General features: G+C 55.9%; 23 protein-coding genes. 9 read left to right on the top strand and 14 right to left on the bottom strand.

Features of this window, described 5'->3' with window-relative positions; translation table 11 throughout:
* Positions 1-334 precede the first annotated feature (334 nt).
* Positions 335-1,414 carry an efflux RND transporter periplasmic adaptor subunit gene (locus tag AC07RN_RS04475; RefSeq protein ID WP_478335670.1) on the top strand — a complete coding sequence of 360 codons (1,080 nt, stop codon included), beginning with the start codon at positions 335-337 and terminating at the stop codon, positions 1,412-1,414.
* 9 nt (positions 1,415-1,423) lie between these two features.
* Positions 1,424-4,522 carry an efflux RND transporter permease subunit gene (locus tag AC07RN_RS04470; protein ID WP_235135026.1) on the top strand — a complete coding sequence of 1,033 codons (3,099 nt, stop codon included), beginning with the start codon at positions 1,424-1,426 and terminating at the stop codon, positions 4,520-4,522.
* On the opposite strand, the gene AC07RN_RS04465 is transcribed toward AC07RN_RS04470, so the two are convergent.
* Both AC07RN_RS04465 and AC07RN_RS04460 read right to left on the bottom strand, forming a co-directional pair.
* A complete protein-coding gene (locus AC07RN_RS04465) occupies positions 4,509-5,630 on the bottom strand; it encodes a YbdK family carboxylate-amine ligase (protein ID WP_012016486.1) in 1,122 nt (373 codons plus the stop codon). The two genes, AC07RN_RS04470 and AC07RN_RS04465, sit on opposite strands and share 14 nt — an antisense overlap.
* A 45-nt stretch (positions 5,631-5,675) precedes the next feature.
* On the bottom strand, positions 5,676-6,593 hold the full coding sequence (locus tag AC07RN_RS04460) for a LysR family transcriptional regulator (protein WP_012016487.1): 918 nt from the start codon (positions 6,591-6,593) through the stop codon (positions 5,676-5,678).
* 125 nt (positions 6,594-6,718) lie between these two features.
* On the opposite strand from AC07RN_RS04460, the gene AC07RN_RS04455 reads away from it, so the two are divergent.
* The 4 genes from AC07RN_RS04455 to AC07RN_RS04440 all read left to right on the top strand — a co-directional run bounded on the left by AC07RN_RS04455 (position 6,719) and on the right by AC07RN_RS04440 (position 10,994).
* Positions 6,719-8,098, top strand: coding sequence for an MFS transporter (locus tag AC07RN_RS04455; protein ID WP_478335669.1), 1,380 nt, complete (start codon positions 6,719-6,721; stop codon positions 8,096-8,098).
* Entirely contained in the window at positions 8,095-8,487 is a 393-nt protein-coding gene (locus AC07RN_RS04450) for a DUF4440 domain-containing protein (protein WP_478335668.1), read from the top strand. Before AC07RN_RS04455 ends, AC07RN_RS04450 begins: the two co-directional genes overlap by 4 nt.
* A gap of 153 nt (positions 8,488-8,640) precedes the next feature.
* Positions 8,641-10,179 carry an EAL domain-containing protein gene (locus tag AC07RN_RS04445; RefSeq protein ID WP_012016490.1) on the top strand — a complete coding sequence of 513 codons (1,539 nt, stop codon included), beginning with the start codon at positions 8,641-8,643 and terminating at the stop codon, positions 10,177-10,179.
* A 62-nt stretch (positions 10,180-10,241) separates the two neighbouring features.
* On the top strand, positions 10,242-10,994 hold the full coding sequence (locus tag AC07RN_RS04440; protein ID WP_478335667.1) for a MipA/OmpV family protein: 753 nt from the start codon (positions 10,242-10,244) through the stop codon (positions 10,992-10,994).
* Here AC07RN_RS04440 and AC07RN_RS04435 read toward each other — a convergent pair.
* The 4 genes from AC07RN_RS04435 to AC07RN_RS04420 all read right to left on the bottom strand — a co-directional run bounded on the left by AC07RN_RS04435 (position 10,978) and on the right by AC07RN_RS04420 (position 14,091).
* The gene (locus tag AC07RN_RS04435; RefSeq protein ID WP_478335666.1) at positions 10,978-12,108 is read right to left on the bottom strand and encodes an MFS transporter; all 1,131 of its coding nucleotides are present in this window, start codon (positions 12,106-12,108) and stop codon (positions 10,978-10,980) included. The genes AC07RN_RS04440 and AC07RN_RS04435 overlap by 17 nt on opposite strands.
* Before the next feature lie 17 nt (positions 12,109-12,125).
* Positions 12,126-13,085, bottom strand: a complete 960-nt coding sequence (locus AC07RN_RS04430; protein ID WP_449553736.1) for an omptin family outer membrane protease — start codon at positions 13,083-13,085, stop codon at positions 12,126-12,128.
* 73 nt (positions 13,086-13,158) lie between these two features.
* Complete coding sequence (locus AC07RN_RS04425) at positions 13,159-13,650, bottom strand: DMT family transporter (RefSeq protein ID WP_012016493.1); 492 nt, start codon at positions 13,648-13,650, stop codon at positions 13,159-13,161.
* Positions 13,651-13,656: 6 nt separating this feature from the next.
* On the bottom strand, positions 13,657-14,091 hold the full coding sequence (locus AC07RN_RS04420) for a DMT family transporter (protein WP_478335665.1): 435 nt from the start codon (positions 14,089-14,091) through the stop codon (positions 13,657-13,659).
* Between the two features lie 98 nt (positions 14,092-14,189).
* Here AC07RN_RS04420 and AC07RN_RS04415 point away from each other — a divergent pair, with 98 nt between their 5' ends.
* Positions 14,190-15,143: a LysR family transcriptional regulator gene (locus tag AC07RN_RS04415; RefSeq protein ID WP_012016495.1), complete on the top strand. Its 954-nt coding sequence runs from the start codon at positions 14,190-14,192 to the stop codon at positions 15,141-15,143.
* 120 nt (positions 15,144-15,263) lie between these two features.
* Positions 15,264-15,803 (top strand): DUF2058 domain-containing protein, encoded by a 540-nt coding sequence (locus tag AC07RN_RS04410; protein ID WP_012016496.1) that lies wholly within the window; start codon positions 15,264-15,266, stop codon positions 15,801-15,803.
* A 114-nt stretch (positions 15,804-15,917) separates the two neighbouring features.
* Here AC07RN_RS04410 and AC07RN_RS04405 read toward each other — a convergent pair whose 3' ends face one another.
* Positions 15,918-16,616, bottom strand: coding sequence for an RluA family pseudouridine synthase (locus AC07RN_RS04405; RefSeq protein ID WP_478335664.1), 699 nt, complete (start codon positions 16,614-16,616; stop codon positions 15,918-15,920).
* A gap of 207 nt (positions 16,617-16,823) precedes the next feature.
* Here AC07RN_RS04405 and AC07RN_RS04400 point away from each other — a divergent pair, with 207 nt between their 5' ends.
* A complete protein-coding gene (locus tag AC07RN_RS04400; protein ID WP_012016498.1) occupies positions 16,824-17,309 on the top strand; it encodes a cold-shock protein in 486 nt (161 codons plus the stop codon).
* An 82-nt stretch (positions 17,310-17,391) separates the two neighbouring features.
* On the opposite strand, the gene AC07RN_RS04395 is transcribed toward AC07RN_RS04400, so the two are convergent.
* The 7 genes from AC07RN_RS04395 to AC07RN_RS04365 form a co-directional block, all read right to left on the bottom strand.
* Positions 17,392-17,847, bottom strand: a complete 456-nt coding sequence (locus AC07RN_RS04395) for a hypothetical protein (RefSeq protein ID WP_478335663.1) — start codon at positions 17,845-17,847, stop codon at positions 17,392-17,394.
* 373 nt (positions 17,848-18,220) lie between these two features.
* Positions 18,221-20,218, bottom strand: a complete 1,998-nt coding sequence (locus AC07RN_RS04390) for a TonB-dependent receptor domain-containing protein (RefSeq protein ID WP_478335662.1) — start codon at positions 20,216-20,218, stop codon at positions 18,221-18,223.
* Positions 20,219-20,228: 10 nt separating this feature from the next.
* Entirely contained in the window at positions 20,229-21,287 is a 1,059-nt protein-coding gene (gene yncE, locus AC07RN_RS04385) for a 7-bladed beta-propeller protein YncE (RefSeq protein ID WP_478335661.1), read from the bottom strand.
* A gap of 198 nt (positions 21,288-21,485) precedes the next feature.
* The gene (locus tag AC07RN_RS04380) at positions 21,486-22,190 is read right to left on the bottom strand and encodes an ABC transporter ATP-binding protein (protein WP_449553730.1); all 705 of its coding nucleotides are present in this window, start codon (positions 22,188-22,190) and stop codon (positions 21,486-21,488) included.
* Positions 22,177-23,013 carry an ABC transporter ATP-binding protein gene (locus AC07RN_RS04375; protein WP_478335660.1) on the bottom strand — a complete coding sequence of 279 codons (837 nt, stop codon included), beginning with the start codon at positions 23,011-23,013 and terminating at the stop codon, positions 22,177-22,179. Before AC07RN_RS04375 ends, AC07RN_RS04380 begins: the two co-directional genes overlap by 14 nt.
* On the bottom strand, positions 23,006-23,839 hold the full coding sequence (locus AC07RN_RS04370; protein ID WP_012016504.1) for an ABC transporter permease: 834 nt from the start codon (positions 23,837-23,839) through the stop codon (positions 23,006-23,008). Before AC07RN_RS04370 ends, AC07RN_RS04375 begins: the two co-directional genes overlap by 8 nt.
* Positions 23,839-24,861 (bottom strand): ABC transporter permease, encoded by a 1,023-nt coding sequence (locus tag AC07RN_RS04365; RefSeq protein WP_012016505.1) that lies wholly within the window; start codon positions 24,859-24,861, stop codon positions 23,839-23,841. Before AC07RN_RS04365 ends, AC07RN_RS04370 begins: the two co-directional genes overlap by 1 nt.
* Positions 24,862-24,921 lie beyond the last annotated feature (60 nt).

Genomic DNA, 24,921 nt, shown 5'->3' with positions numbered 1-24,921 from the left:
AACTCTGATTACACCCGGTGTGTGAGAGGGAACTCTGATTACACCCGGTGTGTGAGAGGGAACTCTGATTACACCCGGTGTGTGAGAGGGAACTCTGATTACACCCGGTGTGTGAGAGGGAACTCTGACCACACCCGGTGTGTGAGAGGGAACTCTGATCGCACCCGGTGTGTGAGAGGGGACTCTGATCGCACCCGGTGTGTGAGAGGGAACTCTGATCACACCCGGAGTGTGAGAGGGGACTCTAACCACACTCACTGCGGGCGACGGGGGCGTTAACCTCCCTCTCCCTCCGGGAGAGGGCCGGGGTGAGGGATTTCAACGAGGCACTTCCATGAAAACGACTTTCCTGCGCATCGCCACGGCCTGCGCGTTCCTGGCCTGCACCCTGCAAACCGCCGTGGCTGCGGCCATTCCGGTACGTGTCACCACCGTTAATCAAACGGATCACGCCGCCGAACGCCAGATCCCTGGCCGCGTCGAGGCGATCCACACCGTTGAACTTCGCGCCCGCACGGAAGGGGTGATCACCCAGGTTCATTTCCGCGACGGGCAATACGTCCGACAAGGCGACGCCCTTTTTGAACTTGATGACGCTGAACCGCGTGCGGCGGTGCGACTGGCGCAGGCCGAAGTAAAGAGCGCTGAAGCCACGCTACGCCAGGCGCAGCAGCAGCTCACGCGCTTTCAAAGCCTCGGTACCAGCAACGCCATCAGCCGACACGACGTCGATAACGCCCTGATGCAGCGTGACGTGGCACGCGCTGCGCTCGAACAGGCCAAAGCGCGCCTTGAAGCCCGCAACGTCACGCTCGGCTTTACCCGGATCACCGCGCCTATCAGTGGACGGATGGGGCACAGCCAGTTCCACACCGGCAGTCTGGTCAATCCGGCAAGCGGTGTGCTGGTCGAGATCGTCCAGCTCGATCCGGTGCGTGTCGCCTTTGCTGTCGAAGAAGGCGTCTTTGCGGCGAAAGCCGGAGCACACGCGGATCTCAGCGCCATGAAAAGCGCTTGGCTGGCGCAAATACCGAACGGCGACCAGCGTGTAAACGGCACGCTGACCTCGGTGGATAACCGCATCGATCCCCGCACGGCGAGCGTGATGCTTCGCGCCGAATTCGCCAACCCGCAGCATCGTTTGCTGCCCGGCGGCAACGTGAATGTGTTTCTGCGCCCGCAGAGCGAGCAAAAGATGCTGGTGATTCCGGCGGCCGCGGTTCAGCAAAACGACGCCGGTTTTTACGCCTGGGTCGTTAACGATCGCGACAAGGCCGAAAAACGCACGCTGACCCTCGGGGGGCAAATCGGCCAGCAGTTTATTGTGCAAAGCGGCGTAAAACCGAATGAGCGCGTGGTGACCGACGGCGCGCAGCGCTTGCAGCCCGGTGTTGCCGTTCAGGTTGCGAATTAAGGAGCTACTATGCTGACGTTTTTCATTAAACGCCCGCGTTTCGCCATGGTGATTGCGCTGGTGATCACCCTGCTTGGGGCTATCGCGCTGAAGCTGATCCCCGTTGAGCAATATCCGCAGATCACGCCGCCAGTGGTGAATGTCAGCGCGAGCTGGCCGGGAGCCAGTGCGGCTGATGTGGCGGAGGCCATCGCCACGCCGCTGGAGACGCAGATCAACGGCGTGGACCACATGCTGTATATGGAATCGACCAGTTCCGATGAGGGCGCGTACAGCCTGAATATCACTTTTGCGGCGGGAACCGACGCGGATTTGGCGGCGATCGACGTGCAAAACCGCGTGGCGCAGGCCGTGGCGCAACTGCCTGCCGATGCGCAGCAAAACGGCGTTCAGGTGCGCAAGCGCGCCACCAATCTGATGATGGGGGTAAGCCTTTACTCACCGGAACAAACCCATTCGCCGCTGTTTGTCAGTAACTACGCCAGCACGCAAATCCGCGAAGCGCTGGCGCGTCTGCCGGGCGTGGGTCAGGTGCAGATCTTTGGTGCGCGTGATTTCAGCATGCGCATCTGGCTGCGTCCGGATCGCATGAATGCCCTGAACGTCACGACGGATGATATTTCGCAGGCGCTGCGCGAGCAAAACGTGCAGGGCGCGGCGGGGCAGGTCGGCACGCCGCCGGTGTTTAACGGTCAACAGCAAACGCTGACCATCAACGGGCTGGGGCGACTGAACGAAGCCGACGCCTTTGGCAATATCATTATTCGCGCCGGAGAAATGGGGCAACTGGTGCGCCTGAAAGACGTCGCGAATATCGAGCTGGGATCGCGCAGCTACAGTTCTGGCGCGCAGCTTAACGGCCACGACTCCGCCTATTTGGGTATCTATCCCACGCCGTCGGCCAACGCCTTGCGGGTGGCGGAAGCGGTGCGCGGCGAGCTTGAGCGCCTGTCCGCTCGTTTCCCGGCGGATCTCACCTATGAAGTGAAATTCGACACCACCGAGTTTGTGGCCGCCACTATCAAAGAGATTGGCGTCTCGCTGGCGCTGACCCTGCTGGCCGTGGTGGTGATCGTGTCTCTGTTCCTGCAAAGCTGGCGCGCGACGCTGATTGTCGCCATCGCAATCCCGGTGTCGCTGATCGGCACCTTCGCCGTGCTGTATGCGCTGGGTTATTCCGCCAATACGCTGAGCCTGTTCGCCATTATTCTGGCGCTGACGATGGTGGTGGACGATGCGATTGTGGTGGTCGAAAACGTCGAAACCCTGATGGCCGAAGGGCAAAGCCGGACGGCGGCCACCGCGCTTGCGCTGCGCCAGATTGCCGGACCGGTGATCGCCACCACGCTGGTGCTGCTGGCGGTGTTTATTCCGGTAGCGCTGCTGCCAGGCATTGTTGGCGAGTTGTACCGCCAGTTTGCGGTGACGCTTTCCACCGCCGTGACGCTGTCGAGCCTGGTGGCGCTGACGCTGACGCCCGCGCTGTGCGCCATGTTGTTGCGCCCGCGTCCCGCGCGTCCGGCAGCGATTTTCCGTGGTTTTAATCGCGGTCTTGATGCTACGCGCGATGCTTACGCGCGTCTGGTCAACGTATTGAATCATCGGCCTTTGCTGGCGCTTATCGCCACCGCAGGCGCAGCGGCAGTGGTGGTTTTCAGCTTTACCGCCATGCCAAAAGCCTTCCTGCCGCAGGAAGACCAGGGCTATTTCTTTGCCAGCGTGCAGTTGCCGGAGGCCGCGTCTCTGGAGCGCACCGAAGCGGTGATGTCCACGGCGCGCCAGCTGATTGCGGCCAATCCGGCCGTGGCCGACGTGATTCAGGTTTCTGGTTTTAATTTACTTAACGGCACCAGCGCCTCGAACGGCGGGTTTATCTCGGTGATGCTGAAAGACTGGAGCGAACGTCCGCCGCTGGATGAGGTGATGGGTACGCTGCAACGCCAGCTGTTGGCGCTGCCGGAAGCGACGATCATGACCTTTGCGCCGCCAACGCTGCCTGGCCTGGGTAACGCGTCTGGATTTGATCTGCGTATTCAGGCGCAGGCGGGGCAAAGCCCGGCGGATCTTGAGCGCGTCACGCGTGAGGTTCTGGCGAAAGCCAACCAGCATCCGCAGCTCAGCCGGGTCTTCACCACCTGGAGCAGCAACGTGCCGCAGCTGACGCTGAGCGTGGATCGCGAGCGCGCCGCGCGTCTGGATGTGCCGGTTTCACGCATTTTCAGCAGTCTGCAAACGGCGTTTGGCGGCACACGCGCTGGAGATTTCAGCATCAACAACCGGGTTTATCACGTGGTGATGCAAAACGAGATGCAGTGGCGTGAGCGCGCGGAGCAAATCAGCGAGCTGTACGTGCGCAGCAATAACGGCGAGCGGGTGCGTTTGAGCAATCTGGTGACGATTACGCCGACCGTTGGCGCGCCGTTTTTGCAGCAATACAACCAGTTCCCGTCCGTTTCGGTCAGCGGGTCTGCCGCGCCGGGCGTGAGCAGCAGCACCGCCATGGCGGCGATGGGCCAGCTGCTGGTCGACAATCTGCCAGCAGGTTATGACTACGCGTGGAGCGGAATGTCGTATCAGGAGCAGCAGACGGGCAATCAGGCGGTCTGGATTGTGCTGGCGGCGGTGGTGATGGCGTGGCTGTTTCTCGTTGCCCAGTATGAAAGCTGGACGCTGCCCGCGAGCGTCATGCTCTCGGTGCTGTTCGCCATCGGCGGCGCGCTGACGTGGCTATGGACGGCCGGATATGCCAACGACGTTTACGTGCAGATTGGGCTGGTACTGCTGATTGCGCTGGCGGCGAAAAACGCCATTCTGATTGTTGAATTCGCCCGTGCACGGCGTAATGAAGGGATGGCGATTGTCGATGCGGCACGCGAAGGGGCGTCGCGCCGTTTTCGCGCGGTGATGATGACCGCCGTGTCGTTTATTATCGGCGTCCTGCCAATGATGCTGGCGACCGGGGCAGGTGCGCAGAGCCGCCGGATCATCGGCACCACGGTGTTCAGCGGGATGCTGGTGGCCACCGTGGTGGGGATCGTCTTTATCCCGGCGCTGTTTGTTCTGTTCCAACGCCTGCGCGAGTGGGGGCATCGGCTTACGGGTGAGTAGCCCACAGCTCACAGTGCTTTTGCACCAGCGAGATGAGCGAGCCGCCGTCGGCAATAAAGTCCCGCATCCGCTGGGCTTCACTTTTGCCCTGTTTTAACATCAGGGCAATTTCGGCAATCGCGCTTGCGCCCCCCAGCTTTTCAGCGGAGGGCGCAACGCGATCCAGCAGCCATTTCATATCTTCGGCAATGGTTTTCTGTTCGCCGGTATTTACATCGGTGAGCAGCCCGTCTAAACCGTAGCGACACGCCTGGAAACGGTTGAATTTATACAGCAAATAATCCTGTTCCTGATGCTTATACGGTCGCTCGGTCAGCAGCCAGTGCGCGGTCGCCTGAATCAGTCCGGCAATATTAATGGCGTGCGCCAGCGTCAGCGGCGTGTCCATCACCCGCACTTCGACGGTACCAAAATGCGGGCTGGGGCGAATATCCCAGTGCACGTCTTTGATGGTGTCGATCATGCTGGTGTAGCTCAGGCGGCGGAACAATCCTTCGAACCCTTGCCAGTTGCTCACCCACGGCATTTTGCCGTTATCCGGGAACCCCGAGAAGATGTTGAGCCGTGACGATGCAAACTTCGTATCGCTGCCCTGCATATAAGGCGACGAGGCCGACAGGGCAATAAAATGGGGGACGAAGCGCGACAGGCCGTGCAGCAAATAGATGGCGTCATCGCCGTTTCGACAGCCTACGTGCACGTGCTGACCAAACACCGTCGCCTGCAAAATGAGATAACCAAACAGCTCCAGATTGTGATTGTACCGCTCATCGTCACACACTTCCTGACGCTGCCACTTCTGGAACGGGTGCGTCCCGCCGCCCGCAATCTGAATATGCTGATCGCCCGCCGCACGCAGGATCGCCTGCTGCATGGCAGAAAACTGCGCCGCCGCCTGGTCGATGTTCTGACAAACCCCGGTGGCGATTTCGAGCATGCTTTCGGTGATATCGTGTTTGACCTCACCGGCTTTGATGTCGTTTTTGACGGCGGCAATCAGCGCCGAAGAGTCCTGGCTGAGATCGTAGCCCGGCGGGTTAACCACCTGCAGTTCGAGTTCAATGCCCAGAGTGAACGGATCGGAAGAGTGAAAGTCGGGTAATGGCATAGCGCGCTCCGTTGAGTGGGATGCTTTGAGTATAGGCGCTGCCCTTTATTTCTCATTCGGTTGCGCCATATTCACGCGGCTATGCAAAAAGTCGATAAACGTTCTCACCTTTTCAGGGACATGGCGGGTGTTGGGGTAAAGCGCATAAATGCCCTGGCGAGGGAAAACGTGATCCGGCAGCACCCGGCGCAACGTGCCTTTTGCCAGCGAATCTTGCGCGAGCCACGAAGGAAGCAGCGCCACCCCGGCATGATTAAGCGAAAACGCCAGCAGCGTGGCGGCGCTGTCGGCCATGATCGTCACGGGCTGGTGGGCGGCAAACATCACGTGGTCGCCGTCAGGCGTCAAGACCTGCCAGTTTAACGGCGTGGACAGGCGGCTGTGTGCAATCCACTTTGCACTGGCAAGTTGCTCTAACGTGTTGATGCCTTTTTCGCTGAGCGAGTCCAGGTAGGCGGGAGACGCGACAGGGTAAATATCGAATTGATCGATAAGTCTGGCGTGATGAGTCGAATCAGCCAGTTGGCCGAGTCGGATCGCCACATCAAAGCGACCGGAAATAAGATTGTCACTTTTTGATGAGGAGACATGCTGGATGCGCAGGTGAGGATACTGAGCCGCAAACGCCGCCAGCGCGGGCACCACCACGCGCGCGCCGTATTCCGGCGTCGTGGTAATGCGCAGTAACCCGCTTAATCCGCCGTGATCGCTTCGGACTTCATCTAACACACGCTCTGCATCCTGAAGCAACTGCTGGCAGCGATGATAAAACCGTTCACCCGCATCCGTCGTCGCCACATGGCGGGTGCTTCGCGTGAGGAGTGAAACCCCAAGCTCCTGCTCCAGCTGTTTAATGTTGAAGCTCACCACGGCTTTGGTCAGCCCCAGCGTTTGCGCCGCACCGGTGAAACTTCCGGCGTCTACCACCGCCACATACATCCCAAGACGCTGCATGTTGATCATGTTGTTGCCCGTTCTGCTCAGTCAATTGTCAAAAACACGTTGACAGTGTAACCCGCAAACGTGGATTTTTCCCGTGGCGTCATGCGCCTATACTGCGCGGCCTGGCTGTTTTGAGTGAGAATGAAATGACGTATCGCGCACGTGTTGCCAGCGTTTATCTGCTGGGGTTCTTTGTCGATCTGGTGAATATGTTTATCGCCAGCGTGGCGTATCCTGAAATAGGTCGGCAATTTGACGCCCCCGTCAGCCAGCTGGCGTGGATCAGTAACAGTTATATTTTGGGCCTCACGCTAGTGATTCCGCTGAGCAGCTGGCTGGCAAAACGTATTGGGTCGAGGCGTTTGCTGATGTTCTCTTTGCTGGTATTCATTATTGCGACCTGCGGCGTAAGTGCGTCATTCTCGGTTCCTCAGCTTATTGCGTGGCGAGGCGTGCAGGGGATGGGCGGCGGGTTGTTGATACCCATTGGTCAGACGATGACTTATGCGCTGTACCGCAGCCATGAAAGGGCAAAGCTGTCATCCGCCGTGATGTTAGTGGCGCTGCTGGCTCCCGCGCTCTCGCCCGCCATCGGGGGTCTCTTCGTTGACAGCCTGAGCTGGCGATGGGTATTTCTGGCAAGCTTACCGTTCGCCGTGGTGGCATTGATTCTGGCCAGATGCTGGCTTAAACCCGATGTCCCTGCCGAAAAAGGTGCACGGCTGGATCTGTCCGGTCTGGCGAGCGCCAGTGTGGCGCTAACGTTGATTCTTGTTGGGCTGACCGTGTTGGGCGAATCGCATCATGCACAACTGGGCGCTGTGCTGTTGTTAATCGGCATTGTCGTCATGGGCGGGTATGTGCGTGGCGCGATGAAAAAATCCAGTCCATTGCTCAACCTGCGGCTGATAAAGGAACCTCTGTTCCGGACCTCAATGCTGATTTATCAGTTCGTTCCGGGTATTTTTACTGGGGTGAGTTTGATCGCCATGTTTTACCTGCAGAACCAGTTGGGCATGTCAGCCGCGAAGGTAGGCGCGATGATGCTCCCGTGGGCGTTGGCGTCTTTTGTGGCGATAACGTTGACGGGGAAGATCTTCAACGTTCTGGGGCCACGTCCGCTGTTTATCACCGGTTGCCTGATACACAGTGTGGGCATCGGACTGCTGGCGCTGACAGGCCACACCGCGCATACCCTGGTGGCGGTACTCGCGTTCATCTTGATGGGATTCGGCAGCAGCTTGTGCAGCAGTACGGCGCAAAGTGCCGCATTTATTCGGATGACTAACGAGGATCTGGCCGATGCCAGCGCGTTGTGGAACATTAACCGGCAACTGAGTTTCTGCCTGGGCGTGACGCTCATCAGCCTGCTGTTTAATGTGATTGCAGATACCGGGTTGCCCGTAGACCAGGCCTATCATTTGAGCTTTGTGTTAGCGGCTTGTAGCGCGGTGATTCCGCTGTTGTGCTGTTTGCGCATCGCGAACAAAACCCTTATTTTCACCCTTAATCAGGAACAAAAATGAATCGTTATTTTAAAGAAGTATTGGATACGCATGAACTGATCCGCGACTGGCTGGGCAATGCCGAAACGCCTGTGGAGACATGCGATGATTTATTATCGCGTTTTAGTCCTGACTTCTCGATGGTCCCTCCGAGTGGCGTGTTTTTCGATTTTAATGCGTTAAACCGTTTCTTCCGCGCGCAGCTGGGCGCGCGCGCCGGGTTAACTATTGAGATTATTGATCTGCAAATTATCGCGGAAAGCGAAAGGGGAGCGACGGTCACCTATACGGAACGACAGATAATACCTGGGCAAAACACAACGCAACGTTTTGCGACAGCGGTGTTTGACATCAATCCGGATGGGTGTGTGATGTGGCGACACCTGCACGAAACCTTTTATTCGGCATGAGATCGGATGCACCGCTTTTATTAATAAACGCCCGCCTTCGTTAGAAAATTCTACCTGGAGCATGGTTATTTTTTATTTTGTCGACCATGCTCAATATAATTATAAATCAGACACTTTCGACGTCCTCGTCTCTCTCATTCTCAGGACATATCAATGCGCAAGGCACTTATCCCTCTCGCTGTGGCCGTGGCAATGTTTCTGTTGGGTGTTTTTATTATTAATACGCAGATTTGGTATTCGGCACGCGTAGACAGCCTGGCGGGCGCTCGCTATGCGGTCAAAAACATGAACATCATTCTTGAGGAAGCCCGTCATGCGACCCGCACGGCGATACTGCTGGCTGACAACGAATGCGATGTGGAAGGCCAGTACCGGCTGGGCACCGAGGCGGCGTTGCAACCGCATCTCAGAACCATCGTCATTCTCAAAAAGGATGCGGTCTGGTGTTCCTCTCTGCCAGGCAACCGTATCTTACTGGTAAACAGCGCCGCGCTGCCGAAATCCTCACTCCTTCTTGTGCCTGCGCGAAGCACGGTCAATGGCCGCCCGGTGCTGATTTACCAAACGGAATATGCCGGAAGCCGCATTATGATCAGCATGAGCGACAGTCATATTCGGGACGCAATGGATATTCCGTTAAACGGCATTTTGTATTCAATAAAAGTGGGCAAAAATATTTTGGGTATGACGGGGGATGTCGAGACCGTTAACGATGCCCACCGTGCTGATTTAAGCGTGCAGGCGACTGACTTCCCTTACAGCATCGATTTCGACTCGCCGCCGTTATTCAGCCTGAAAAAATTAATCGACGGGGCCGGAGGGGTGTTACTTTTTTTAATGCTTATTTCTGGTCTCTCCGCTTACCTGCTGCACAAATACCTGAATAAAAATACGCTGCCGGAAGAGTCTCTTCGCCGGGCCATCTTCAGAAACGAGATCGTTCCTTTTTATCAACCTATCGTGAATGGCAAAGAGGGCACGTTGCGCGGTGTCGAAGTGCTGGCTCGCTGGAAACATCCGCAAGGCGGGTATATTTCGCCGGCCTCCTTTATCCCTGTGGCAGAAAAAACAGGACTGATCGTGCCGCTCACGCAGAGCCTGATGGCGCAGGTCTCGGCTCATATGAATGCCATTGCCAGTAAATTACCCGAAGGGTTTCACGTCGGAATTAATTTCAGCGCGTCGCATATTGCCGCGCCTTCCTTCGTGGAAGAGTGCCTAAAATATAAAGACAGTTTTATCCGGCCTGATTTGAATCTGGTGATTGAGGTGACGGAACGTGAGCCGCTGGATGTTGATGAGCATCTTGTCCAGACCCTGAATACCCTCCATGAAAATGGCTTTGCGATTGCGCTGGACGATTTCGGGACCGGGTATTCCGGGATCTCTTACCTTTATGATCTGAATATCGATTACATCAAAATTGATCGCAGTTTTGTGGGCCGCGTGAATGCCCATGAGGACTCGACGCGAATTCTGGATTCCGTGCTCGATCTCGCGCGTAAACTTAAAATAAGTATTGTTGCCGAGGGCGTCGAAACGCAGGAGCAGCTGGAATATCTCAACCGCAATAACATCGCCTTTATGCAGGGATTCTACTTCTTCAAGCCCGTACCCTTTACGGAGCTGATTATGATCCTGTTGTCCAAACCCCGAGTGAAAGTGGAGGTTGAATCATCAGCCTCTTTATAACCATCGCGTTGCACCCGCGTGATCGAACCGCTTGCGCGCATGCCACCAAAAGGGCGGCTTGAATGCTGATAAAACAGAAAACGCACGTGGGCATGTGTGTCGCGACGGCTTTGGTGGCGTTCACGCCGGGAACGGCTGGGGCGGTCTCGCTGGGCCTGGAGGGCGGGAGTTACGGCACGCCGTACAACGATCGCCACGCAGAAAACTGGGTGCTGCCGTATGTCGGCCTGGAGTATAAACCGTTTTACATTGATGGCACGGAGATGGGGTTCACGCTGGTGGACGACCCGGTCAACACGCTGAAACTCAAGGTCTGGTATCTCGACGTGCAATACGATGCGTCTCAAGGGCGCACCGCCGCGCTGCGCCGTTTAAACAACCGCCACAGCACCATGCTGGCGGGCGCAAGTTATCTTCTGACGACCCCCGTTGGCGGTTTTGAGACCACGCTTGGCGTCGATGCGCTAAATCAGAGCAAAGGCGTCACCGCGAATTTTTCGTGGATAGTCATGAAGCAGTGGGGCGGCTTTACGCTTGTGCCCATCGCGGGTGTGGACTGGAACAACGGGCAGCAAAACCGCTATTACTATGGCGTCTCGGATGATGAAGCGTCGGCATCAGGGTTATCCGCCTGGCGGCCTCACAGCAGCGCGATTCCGTTTGTTTCGCTGGCGGTTAACTATAACTGGCAAAAAAACTGGAATACCTGGGCTGAAGTGACGGGGCGTTTCTACTCGTCCACCATTACCGACAGCCCAATGGTCAATAAGGACGCGATTGCCGAGCTGACCGTCGGTTTTAGCTACGACTTTTGAGCGGACCGGAGAGGCTCAGCAGCGCAAACACAAGGCACAGCGCGCCGGTCAGCCAGGGCAAGCCATGCAGTGAAAACGTCATCGCGAAACCACCCAACAGCGGCCCAGCCAGCGCGCCAGCGCCCCAGGCCACCGACATCGCTGCGTAAATCCCCGCCAGTTGACCGCCTTTGAACCGTTCGCCTACCCAGGTAATCGCGACGGTATAGATCCCCACGAAAATCCCGCCCCAGATAAACAGCATGACGTAAGAGAGCAGATGGAACGCGAGAATATGCGGCCAGACAAACGCCAGCGCAGCGGCGATAAAGGCCAGCGTGGTCATCAGCCTGAGCCGATCGACTCTGTCGGCCAGCCAGCCGATGGGCAGCTGTAAAATGATGGCGCCAAACATCAGCACCGAAATCAACAGCGCGGAGGCGGATTCGCTCCAGCCCAGCTTGATGGCGTATAACGAAAGAAAATTCATTCCCAGCACTTCCACGGCGGCATTCAGCACCGTGGCCATTACCGGAAGCGCGGCCAGTTTCAGGCTGTTACGCAGCGTTTCGGGGTTCTCTTCGTGCCCTTCGACGCGGGGCATCCCGGAAGTGAAAATGAAAACGATAGCGAGCGCAGCCAGAATGCTGGCGACGTAAAAGGCGAGATTCCCGTCGCTGCCGGTCCACGCCAGAATCAGCGGTCCGGTGGCAAATCCCAATGACATTCCGGCGGTGTAGAGCGCCAGCACTTTTCCTCTGGCGCGTTCAACCGTGCTGCCGTTAAGCCAGGTTTCGGTCTGCACCATGATGATTTCGCTAAACAGCCCCAGCCCCATTCGCAGCAAAAACCACATCGGGAATGAGACGACGCCGAACAGCACAAAAATAAGCGCGATGGCGCAGAGCGACACCACAATGAGCGTAAGAGGGCGGAATCGCCGGAACAAGGCGGGTAAAAACGGCGCAATCAGAAACACCCCGACGGCGTGCATAGCGGCATTAAAGCCGATCACGCTTTCACTCACCCCGGCGTTGAGCAGCTTAAAGGCGATCAACGGCGAGCTGAGTCCGTAGGTCAGGCTAAAAACCGTGACCGAAAAGATCACGGCGATCAGACGTTTATTCACTAACATAAGCGGGATTCGCCGTTTTACCAGAGATACTGCACGCCTGCGCTAATCGTCCAGTTGCGGTTTTGCATGCCGCCCCCATTGCTTTCTGACTGATAGCCATCGTTATCCCACTGCTTAATCTCGCCCTTTTTGTTGGGATAATAGGTATAGGTGGCTTCGGTAAATACTTTTGCGTGCGACGTGACCCAATAACCCGCATTGACCTGTCCCGCCCACAGCTCGGCGCTGCTGGTGCTCGTGGCGCTGGTCGCTCCCGTCATATAGTGATTGTCGTTATCTTTGCCGTCGACCCAATGGCTGTATTTCATCAGTGCGTTCAATTCAATGTCGTTGACGGTGTATTTCCCGACCAGGCCAATATATGGAGTGCGATAGGTTTGTTTGTACCCCACCAGCGACTGATTGCGCGGAAAGGTACCGCGATCGCGCGGGGCGTTGGGATCATAATTACCGTCGGCGTCAGTGCCTGCGTAATCATAGGTGCCGTTTTTCGCCGTCATGCTGAAACGGGTTTCCTGATAACCGGCGATCACGCCCGCTTTATAGTTGTCGGCGTTGAGCAACCAGCCCCGCAGGCTCAGATCGTATTCATTGGCTTCATTTAACGTGGCTGCGCTCGATGAGCTGTCGGTATTTTGCGAGGAGTTAGGATTCTGCCAGTCGTAATCATTCATATGACCGGAATTTGACGCAATCGTCGTCCAGCCCGCCGCATTGATACTCAGCCAGGGCAGAAGATCGTAATTGGCTTCGGCTTTAATGATGGCCGCGTTGTTGATTTTCCAGTCGAGACGGCTGAGCTGCCTGCCATTATCATAAACAAACTCTTTGGATTCACCGCCCAAATAACCGAGCGAAGACGAAAGTGAAAAGCCATCATGAATATACTGTTGTTGCTGACCCGTAATATAGTCAGCGCTCCAGGCTGGGCTTGAACACAGCACAGCCAAGCCATAAGCCACCACGTTTGCCTTCATTTTTATTTTCGTCTCGGTTATACGCGTTTTCCTAATTGTAGAGTTCTATTTTTTAATTGCCTGTAAAACGCGATTATTCGTTCGTCGCGGTGTGGCGCAGTGACTTTTTAGTCGGCGCTGTTTTGGTCTTGCTGCTGGCGTAAATAAAGCACAGCGCGAGGCCCAGGCACACAATGGCCCCCAGACGGCTCATCGAAAACGGAATGGACGGATTGTGCAGCCAGCCAAAGTTATCGATAAGCATACTCATGGTTAACTGCCCGAATATCACCGCGACGGTGGCGACCGCAGCCCCAATGCGCTGCACGGCGAGCACCATGATGACAATGTACGGTACCCCGAACATCGCCCCCAATAGCTGCCATTTCGGCACGTCCAGCAGGCTGACCGCGTGGGGAGACTCGAAGAAGAAAATCAGCAGCCCGGTGATCAACGCCCCGACGGAAAACGTCAGAAATGCACTCTTGAACACCCCAACTCGACTGCCCAACTGCCCATTAATGGCGGCCTGAATGCTGAGCGTCGCGCCGCCGATGACGGCCAAAATAATCATGATTATCGTCATTGTACGTTATCCCTGAGCCACGAGAACCAGCGCCGCGATGATAAACATCAGTGCGATGATACGTTTACTGTCAATTTTACGGTGCGGCGTTCCCAGCAGCCCGAAGTGATCGATAATCAGGCTCTTAAACACCTGACCGGCCAGAACGCTAATCATGGTCATCGCCACGCCGATCGCGGGTGTAGCGACGGTCAGAATGATGACGTAGACCGGGCCGAGCACGCCGCCCAAAAGTTGCCACGAAGGCTGGGCGAAAAATGACGGGCTGTTGCGCGGGCTGAAAAACAGCATCAGCAGAAAGGTCAGCGCAGCACCGACGCCAAAGACGCTGAACGTCGCCCACAAATCACCGACTTCACCGCCCAGCGGCCCCAGCAAGCCCGCTTCTACAGACAGCCCCATGCCGCCCGCGATCACCATTAGAATGAATACCAGTTGCATAACACACCGTCCCACGTTGTCGAGCCGGGAAGACTACGGCGAAACATCGGTGAGAAAAATGCCATAATGCGATAAACACCTGTGCAGGAAATGCATCAATGTACGATTTCGCCAACATCAGTATCCGCTGGCTGCGCTTTTTTATTGACGTGTATGAGACGCAGAATTTTTCTGTGGTGGCGCGGCGCGAAGGGATTTCAGCGTCTCAGGTGTCGCGCGTTATCCATCAGCTTGAAGATGCGATCGGCCAGCAGCTTTTCTATCGCAATACCCGCGCGGTCATGCCGACTGAAAGTGGTCATCTCTTCGTCCGTTATGCGCGAACCGTGACGGGGAGTCTGGAGGATGCGCGGCGGGAACTCGACGAACGCACGCGTGAGCCGTCCGGGGTGATCCGCATGAATGCGCCCGTGTTTTTTGGGCAGCGGCACATCGCCCCCTGGCTGCCCGCGTTGGCAGAACGCTATCCCCGGCTGAACCTGGATCTGACGCTGACGGACGATTATATCGATCCGCACAAGGATGCTGCCGACGTGATCTTTCGCATCGGTGAGCTGACGGATTCCTCCTTCCACGCGCGCATTTTCGGCCAGCAGTTTTACCATCTGGCTGCGTCACCGGCGTATGTGCAAAAGCATGGCGCACCCGAAGGGCCCGCCGATTTGGCCCGGCATCAATGCCTTGTCTACCGTGGCTCTTCCGGCCCAAACCGTTGGCTGGCGCGTCAACCGGGCGGGGCGTGGGTGCATTATCCGGTCACGCCGCGGTTATCTTCCAATAATGCGGAAACGCTGCTTATCGCGGCGCTCGGGGGAATGGGCATCGTTCTTTTCCCGGACTGGTTGATTGGCGAGCGGTTACAACGCGGTGAGCTGGTGGCGTTGTTGCCAGAGATAGAGACCTCCATTAAGACGGAGCCGCAGAGTATTGCCGCGATTTATCCCCATACCCGCCACCCGCCGTTGAACGTCAGGGCGGCGATTGATTACTTCGTTGAAGCGTTCGGGACGCCGCTTTACTGGCAATCCGATGCCGGAAAAAACAGAGCGTAACGAGCGCCATTCGTGCCCGGCGTTCCGAAAGTCGCTGCGCGCGCGGGCCCTGTAAAGTGGTACAGTCTCCAGAATTGCAGGTATAATCCCACTCATTATTCATCAGGTTTAGAAGCGAAAATGACAAAACTTACCTTACAAGAGCAGATGCTAAAAGCGGGTCTCGTGAGCAGCAAAAAAATGGCCAAAGTCCAGAGAACAGCGAAAAAGTCTCGCGTTCAGGCCCGTGAGGCAAGAGAGGCGGTGGAAGAGAATAAAAAGTCACAGCTTGAGCGTGATAAGCAGTTGAGCGAACAGCAAAAACTGGCTGTGTTATCGAAAGAATATAAAGCTCAGGTTAAACAGCTTATTGAAATGAATAAAATTACCGATTCAAAAGGTGATATTGGTTTTAACTTCACCGACGGTAATTTAATTAAAAAAGTGTTTGTCGATAAGACCACTCAGGCGCAGTTGATCAGCGGCCGCCTGGCGATTGCGCGTCTGGCAACGGATAAAAATGGCGAGAGCGAATATGCCATTATTCCTGCGGTTGTGGCCGATAAAATTGCCCAGCGCGATGCAAACAGCATTGTTTTAAACAGTGCGCTGAGTCAGGAAGAGCAGGATGAAGACGATCCGTATGCTGACTTTAAAGTGCCTGACGATTTGATGTGGTAAGCCGCATTTATTGAACGCACGCATCACATATTCAGCCCGCGACAAACACATTCCTGTCTGTTCTGAACACGGCGCCGAATTGCTTTCGGCGCATCGTCAATCTTCTCTTTGCGTTTAAAACGGACTGGCATTTTGCGCTTTGATTATCTCTTCACTGACGGGATGAACAAAGTGCAACTCGCTAGCGTGCAGCATCAGCCGTGGCGTCTTTTCGGTCCCTGGCCGTAGCAGACCGCCGTACAGATCGCAGCCCAGAATAGGGTGGCCCAACTGCTGACAGTGAATGCGCAGTTGATGGGTACGCCCTGTTTCTGGGGTCAGCTCAACCCGCGTCAGCGGCAGTTCCGTCCCGTCTTCCCCTACACGATTAAAACGCTCGATCACCCGATAGCGCGAGCGAGCGGGCTTGCCGGTGATGGCACAAATCGACATCAGCGGGAACAGCGCCGGATCTTTGGCTATTGGCGCGTCGATCGCGCCTTCATTGTTCTCAAGATGCCCGCAGAGCAGGGCGCTGTATATTTTGGTCACCGTGCGCTGGCTGAACTGCTGGCAAAGTGCGGCATTGATCGTCTTGTTGCGGGCGATCACCATTAATCCGGACGTGCCGAAATCCAGCCGATGGATAAGCGTGCAGCCAGGAAAGGTTTTGACCAGCCGATAATGCACGGAGTCGAGATTTTGCGGATTCTTCCCCGAAAGGCTCAACAGCCCGCTGGGTTTATTGATAATCACCAGATGCTCATCCTGATAGAGAATCTCTATCGTGTCATGGCACGGCGGGGCGATAAAGGTATCGAGAATGGTAGACATCGGGCTGCCCGGATGGCGAGTGGGAGCGGATCATAACCATTTTTCAGCCGACTGGCGAATCGAACGGCCGCCTTCAGGATATCGGTATCCCCTCGCGCAGCAGAAAATTATTGTCCACACTTAACCCAAAGGCGTGGTCTGCGCGGGCATTGTGCTTTAAACTGCGCGCTGCAAAAATTGAGATGATGAACGATTAATTAGGCGGTAATGGCGATGAACGGAACAATCACAACCTGGTTTGAAGACAAAGGTTTTGGATTTATCAAAGATGAAAACGGTGATAACCGTTATTTTCATGTGATCAAGGTCGCCAACCCAGAGCTCATCAAAAAAGATGCCGCCGTGACGTTTGAACCGACGACCAATAATAAAGGGCTGTCGGCGTTCGCGGTGAAAGTCCTTCCCGAAAGCAAATACATCTATATTGCGGGCGAGAAAATCAAGCTCACGTCCATCAAGTCCTTCGTGGTGTACAGCGAAGAGGTGCCTGTTGAAACCCGCATTGATAAAGAGAATGCCGTGCTGTCAGTGGGCATACTGATGAGTAGCATCAGCCCGAAATCTGCCGCCGCTAAACCTGGCGAAATGCGCTCGCTGAAAAAACTGGCGATCACCACCTTCCAGGGCTCAACGCTCATTTTCACCGCCGATGAGATAGACATCGAAGCCACGGTAAAAATGCTCAAGATCTAACATTATTCAGACCGACCCAGTGCCGAAATCCTGCTAACGCGTGCAGAATTTCGGCACCGCTGATTGAACGTTGGGGTGGCTATCAGGCCGCCTGCGTGACAGAAGACTCCCTCACAAACTCCGCCAGCAGCCAGACCATATCATGCAGCAATCCTGTTAACGTTTTCTCTACGCTTGCAGAAAGTGTTCCCCCTTGAATAGCCTGTGTGAGCGCCTGCGCGTTCTCCACCTGTGTAGCGGTGTTCTGCCAGCAGTCGGGCGCGCAGGAGTCGATTTTTTCGCCTTCAAGCAAATGCTTTACCAGATAGGGCGAGAGATCGCTGCAGAGTGAATGCAGCTGACCAAGCGCATCCAGCAAACGCTCGCACAGCGCACGGCGTGTTTCGGTATCGTCCGTTTCAACCAGTACGCTCGCAAATGCGGTGCAGGCATCCGCAATTTGCAGTGAACCGGCAGATGCGGGAAGCGACAGCGCAAGCAATTGGTGAGTAAAACTGTCAGCGGATTGTGAAGTAGGCAAAGTTGGGATAATCGCCATGTGGTTTTCCTTTTGAGTAAATATCTCCTGACCACCACACGAGTTACGACGCTCAGGGATGGTAGCGCTGACGGAGGTAGGAATACCGTACACGATAAAAACGGCCAGCTTTTCGGCTGCTCCACCAGCGCCGCCATGATCTTAATGGGACACGCACTGTTGCGACAAACATTGTCGTATCGTGAAGTCTGGGTTCCTACACCCGATTGCGGATGTGCCGCAATGCACGCACTTTACGACCCTGAAATGGCAAAGAAAAGTCATTACACGCGCTAACTTTTTGGTTTGCGAGGCGTCTTCCAGAATCTTGCGCGATTGAGCCTTTTAAGCGGGGAAAGAGGATACCGGAGCCCGATGGCTCCGGTGGATGAGGTTAGAACTCGTAGCGAGCGCCAAGGTTATAACGACGGCCTTCCAGCATGGCCGACTGGTTGTAAGTGGTGGTGTAAACCGGGTTTGCATCGAACAGGTTGTTAATCCCGGTCATCAGCGTGATGTTCTTGTTCAGATGGTAGCGAGCGCCCAGATCCACCAGCGCATAAGCTTCCGTCGAAGTGGATTTGCCAATGTCCGGCGAATTGCTGCGCCAGCTCGATTTGGTCCACAACTCCAGGTCATTCAGCACATTCCAGGTCAGCGACACGTTAGCCATACTGGTTGGGAAATCACTCAGCGCATAGCCTTTGTAATCACCGCTTTTCTGCTCGCTGTGCGTGTAGGTGTAGTTGGCGTTGGCTCTCAGCGAGGCGGTCACCTGCCAGTCGCCGTTAAGCTCAATACCATAGATTTCCGCATCGCTGACGTTAAAGTACTGATAAACGCTGTCCGCGGTGTAACCGTTGTATACGCATTTTTGCGTGGCCGTCTGGGTACAGATGGTGTAGTCGCTGATTTTGTCCTTAAACCTGGTGTAGAAAAGGGTCGCATCCAGCGCCAGCGCGTCCTGTTGCCAGTAAACCCCCACCTCGGTGTTCACGCTCTGCTCTGGCTTCAGATCATCATTCCCGATGCTGATTTCAGAATAGGGATAGCTGCCATAAACGCTGGTAAAGCCTTCGTTATTTTGACGTAAATCCGGTTTCTTATAGCCAGCCGACACGCCGCCTTTCAGCGCCCAGCTTTCGTCGATTGTCCAGTTGCCATAGAGCTTTGGCGTGACGTGGTAGCCAAAATAGCTGTCGTGATCCAGACGTGCGGAGCTGGTCAACGTGAAGTCTGGCACTATCATCCAGGCATCTTCAGCAAACACCGCCCAACCATCGCGAGTGATTTTACTGACCGGCGTGACGCCAGGCGCTTCTTTGTCCTCGATGCCAAAGGTGTCATCCAGCTCATTGCGCGTCCAGTTCGCGCCAAGCGTCAGCTTGTGATCGCCCAGCGAGAAGGTATTCGCGCTGTTCGCTTCAAAGTTACGCTGCTTGATAAACTGCGAGCTCATCCCCGGCACGCGATACTCCGTTTTAGCTTTTTCATAGCTGATGTAGTTCTTCACTTCCAGCAGGTCGTCGCCATACCATGCGTGCTGAGAAAGTGACGCCGCATCGCGGTCGAAGCCCCAATACCATTCTTTATTATTATGTGATTTTTCCTGATTACCCTTTGTGACGTTCAGATCCCAGAGCTGGGTATCGGTCGGTGACATGGCGATAGTCGCATCCAGATTTCCGGCTTCATGCTTCACGAAGCGTTCATCCGACTGGCTGTCATCGTCACGGCGATCCAGATAATCCGCGGCCACGCTGACGCCAAGCTTACCCGGGATAATCGGCCCCATTAAGAAAGCATTGGTCTGGTTGGTGTTGCCGTATTCGCTCTTTTCCTGCAGGAAATAGTTATTTTCCAGCACCCCGGTCCAGTTTTCGAGGCTATAGGCTTTTTTGGTGATGACATTGACCACGCCGCCGATGGAGTCAGACCCATACAGAGAAGACATCGGCCCACGGATCACCTCGATGCGCTCGATGGCCGCTATCGGTGGCATAAAGGCCGCTTCCGTCCCAATATGGTGTCCGTAAGGGCGCGATTCGCGGGTGGCTTGTTTAATGCCGTTAACCATGTACGACGTGTAGGTCGAATCCATGCCGCGCATCTGCACGTCACCGGTTGCCAGGCTTCCGTGACCATTGCCGACCAGCACGCCCGGCATCTCACGAATCGCTTCCGTCACATTCTGATTCGAGCGGGTATTGAGTTCCTTTTCATTGACGACAGAAATGGTTGCCGGGGCTTCGCGGCGTTCCTGGCTGAAACCGGTCGCGGTGACGACAATCTGATCTTCGTTGAGTGGTGCGGTCTCTGCTGCATAAACAGCGGCCGGGGAGGTGGTCAGGGCGAGCGCAACCGCCACCGCCGTGCGTGTCTGAATCATCACAACAGAATCCTTAGAATTGGGTTAAATCAATCTTGAGCACGTAGTCCGCTTCTTTCGCTTTTTCGTCCTGTTTAACGCTCACATACAGCGTGCTGGCATCGGCAGAAAGCACCAGACTGTTCGGCATGGCGGCGGTTTTAATGGTGTGCTTCACGGCATAGCTGTTCGCGTCGATAACGCTGATTTGATGAGCGTTGCGGTGGGTAACGTAGATTTCGTTGCACGCAGGGTGGTAAACCACGGCGATGGAGTTCGGCGAAGGGATTCGATGGATAAGCTTGCCAGAATCCAGTTCGACAACCAGCACATCCGCGGTGTTGGTGTCGGCGATATAGCCCACACCTTTGGACGTGTTCAGGGCAATATTCAGGAAGTAATGTTCAGGGTCAGCAGGATCGACCTTCACGCGTTTGAGGGTTTTTGACGTTTTTCCGTCGAGCGTGATCAGCTCGCCAGTTCCGGTGACCACGTACACTTTGTCACCCGCTTCATCCACCGCAAAGCCGACGGGCTCTAGCTTCTCAATTGTCTGTGCAAGCGCTTGTTTTTGCGTATCGACAACCCACAACAGGCCTTTGTCCTTGCTGCCGATTCCGGAGACGTACAGGCGGTGATGTTTTTTATCCAGCACCACTTCGCGAACGTGCGCTTGTCGGTCCGGGTTTGAGTCATCACTCAGCTGAATGGTTTTGATCACTTTGTTGGTGCGGGTATCAAGCAGGGTGACTGACCCTTCCATCGCGTTACCGAGATACAGAATGTGGTTTGCTTCATCCAGTGCGACGGCAAACGTACGGCGTTCAGTCGCGATTTTTTGATCGATTTGAAGGGAATCGGCATTCAGACGGAAAACCAGACCGGCCTTTTTGTCTGCTTCAAAAGAGGGCGCAGACGCCGCGTACAGCGCCTTTTGCGCATTATCATACGCCAGTTCGTAAACGCCATGCCCCAGCGGCTGAGACTGAAAATCCTTATCGGTGAATTGCTTAGCGAATACAGCGCCTGAGTGTATCGCCATAGAAATGGCCAGCGCACAGTAGGTGGTTTTTTTTAGCGTTGAGGTCATCATGTCATTTTTCTTTACAGTTGCTTACGTAACGAAAAATGATAATGAAAATGTATATCATTTACAATTGTAAATAGTTATCAAATTACCTACCAGTTTTTGACTTGTGATCGGAAACAGGTTTTAGGCACACGGGAAATGTGATTGAGGGAGGAGGAAAAGAGCCGGGCTGTTGAACCTGCCCGGCTTGAAGGCAAAGCGTTAGCCCATGCGATGTTCACCGTTCAGCATGGCCTGGCGATCAAACACCCGCTGAATTTGCCCGTGCGCCATAAACGCCGCGCGATCGGACATATGCGCGATAACGTCCGCATCATGGCTCACCAGCAAATAGGTCATGCCATGCTGCTGTTTCAGGCGGTTGAGTAAATTGAGAATTTCCGCCTGCACCGACATATCCAGCGCTGACGTGGGCTCATCCAGCAGCAACAGTTGCGGGCGAAGGAGCAGCGCGCGGGCGATAGCTACGCGCTGGCGTTGGCCGCCGGAGAGCTGATGCGGATAGCGTTTCGCTGCATCTGCCGCAAGCCCGACCTGCTCTAAGGCCTCGGCCACTTTTTCCGCAATCTGCGTTTCGCCGTGGATTTTTAACGGTTCCGACAGCGTGCGCGAAATCGTATGGTTTGGATGCAGCGACGCCCACGGGTCCTGAAAAACCATCTGCACGTTGCGACGCAGCGCGCCTGTAAACCGGGCTTCGGGTTTCAGGTTTTCGCCCAGCAGCCGGAGATTGCCGCTCCACTGGCGCTGCAGCCCAGCGAGCACGCGAAGCAGGGTGGATTTGCCACAGCCGGATTCACCGATCAGGCTAAACGTTTCGCCTTTTTCAATCGTAAAACTGGCGGCCGATACCGCCGTTTTCTCGCCAAACGCGACCTGTAACTGACTGACTTCAACGAGCGCCATTGTTCGACTCCTCCCATGACTGAGTGCGATCCAGCGTGGGCAACATTTGCCCGTAGGTACTGGCATCGGGCCGACAGGTCCACAGCGTACGGGTATACGGGTGCGTGGCCTGTGGCAACTGATTCGCCGCCATTTCATCGACCTTTTCACCCTGATACATCACCAGCACCCGGTCGCAATGCTCCGCCACCAGCGGCAAATCGTGGCTGATCAGCAGCATGGCCATCTGGCGCTGTTCACACTGTTGCACCAGCAGCTCAAGGATTTGATTGCGCAGCCGCGCATCAAGCGCAGAAGTCGGCTCATCGGCAATCAGCACCTGCGGGTTATTCATCAGTGCAATGGCGATCATGACGCGCTGGCCCATGCCGCCTGATAATTCCCCGGGGTAACGGGCCAATACCGCATCGTTTAGCCCGACGGCGTGGATCATCTCGCGAACGCGTTCTGCCCGCTCTTTACGCGACAAAGATTGATGCAGCGTGAGTGCTTCTTCCAACTGTGCCGCAACGTTTTTTACCGGATTGAGCGCGTAGCGCGGATCCTGAAGCACCATCGCAATGCCATTGCCGCGCAGCGCCTGCCAGCGGCGGTTATTCAGGGTCAGGAGATCGTTGCCCAGCACGTTAAGTTGGCGAGCGCTCACCACGCCGGGTTGGCGCACCAGACCCATTAACGCACGGGCTGACATGGATTTGCCCGAACCGGATTCGCCGACCAGCGCCAGCCGTTCGTTGCCCAACGTAAAGCTCAAATTGTTGACCACGCGTGCGGCGGGGTAGTCGATATTCAGCGCCTCGACGATGACGCGGGGTTCAGTCATGATGCGGCTCCAGTATGTCGCGCAGGCCATCGCCCAATAAATTAAACGCCAGGCTGGCGAACAAAATCGCCCCGCCCGGAATGGCGGCAATCCACCACTGATCGAAAATCACCTGCATGCCGTCGGCGATCATTGCTCCCCATTCGGCCATCGGCGGACGCGCGCCCAAACCGAGGAAACCCAGCCCGGCGGCAGCCAAAATAATCCCCGCCAGATCGAGCGCCAGACGCACAATCGCAGAGGGTAAACACAGCGGCAGAATGTGCCCGAGCAATAATCGCCCGCCGCGAATCCCCATCATCTCGGCGGCAGCCAGATAATCGCTGTGGCGCAAACGCTGGATTTCACTCCGCGCCTGACGCGCATATGCCGGCCAGGTCGTGAGCGCTAACGCCAGCGCGCCATTCACCAGGCCGGGGCCGAGCATGGCGACGAACGCAAAAGCCAGAATCAGGCGCGGCATCGACATCACCACGTCGGTAAAGCGCATCAGCACGCGCTCTACCCAGCCGCCGTAATAGCCGGACATAATCCCGATCAGCAATCCGGCAGGCAGGGTGATAACGGTGACCAGCGCGACAAGACCCAACGCCGGGCGACTGCCGTAAATCAGGCGCGAAAGCAGGTCACGCCCGTAGCTGTCGGTGCCCAGCCAATGGGCACTGTTCGGTGCTTGCAGACGCGAAGCCGCATCCTGCCAGTTGGGATCGAGCGGTGCGAGCCACGGCGCGAACAGGGCGATAAAAACTAAAATCGCGATAGCAATAAGCCCGCAAAACGCAGCGGGAGAGCGGCGCAGGCGGCGCAAAAAAAGATAAAACGGCATCAGCGCACCCTGGGATCGGTTGCCCGCACGAGCAGGTCAGTGAGGTTATTAATCAGCACAAAGCACACGCCAATCACCAGCGTCCCGCCCATGATGGCGGTGGTATCGCCCGCGAACAGCGCGGTGGTGAGATAGCGGCCAATACCCGGCCAGGAGAAGACCGTTTCGGTCAGTACCGCGCCCTCCAGCATGCTGGTGTACGACAGCGCAATCACGGTGAACAGCGTGCTGCGAATATTCGGCAGCACATGGCGCAGCAGAATGGTCATCTCCCCGGCACCTTTGGCGCGCGCCAGCAGGATGTACTCTTTATTCATTTCGCTCAGGCACGCGGAGCGCGTGAGGCGGGTGATGCTTGCCAGCGAATAATAGGCCAGCAGCAGCACCGGTAGCACCAGATGGCTGACCGCATTTTTGAACGCCGCGCTGTCGCCCGACAGCCACGTATCAATCAGCGCAAACCCGGTGCGCGGTTCGACGGTATATTGCCAGATATCATCCAGCCTGCCGGGTCCGGCGCTCCATTGCAGATTCGCGTAGAACAGCGCCAGCATCAGCAGACCGAGCCAAAAAATGGGCACCGAGTTGCCGAGTAGCGTCAGCGTGCGAATAGCTAAATCGAGCGGCGAACCTGCAAAGCGCGCGCACAGAACGCCCGCGATCACGCCGAGAACGGAACCGATAATCAGCGCCAGCGTGGCAAGCTCTAAGGTCGCGGGAAACGCGTGCAGGAGATCTTGCAACACCGGCTGTCCGGTCGCGCTGGCAATCCCTAAATCGCCGTGGGCAAGATTTTGCAGATAGTGCCAGAACTGCACCGGCAGCGGCTGATCCAGCCCAAGCTGATGACGAACCTGATCGTACGTGGACTGGCTGGCGTGATCCCCGACGATCTGTAAAACGCGATCAACGGGAGAAAACGCGGAGAGCGCAAAGGTGACGAGCAAAAGCCCGAGCAGCGTGAGGAGTAGGGTGACGAGACCTTGTAAAAAGCGCGTCACGCCGGAAGAAAGATGTGGCATAAAAACTCTTTATTATTTATCAGCTGTATTACTTCTCCCTCTCCTTTGGGAGAGGGTTGG

The organism is Lelliottia sp. GFLA7, assembly GCF_056490165.1.
This window is presented reverse-complemented; position numbering and strand designations above follow the sequence as displayed.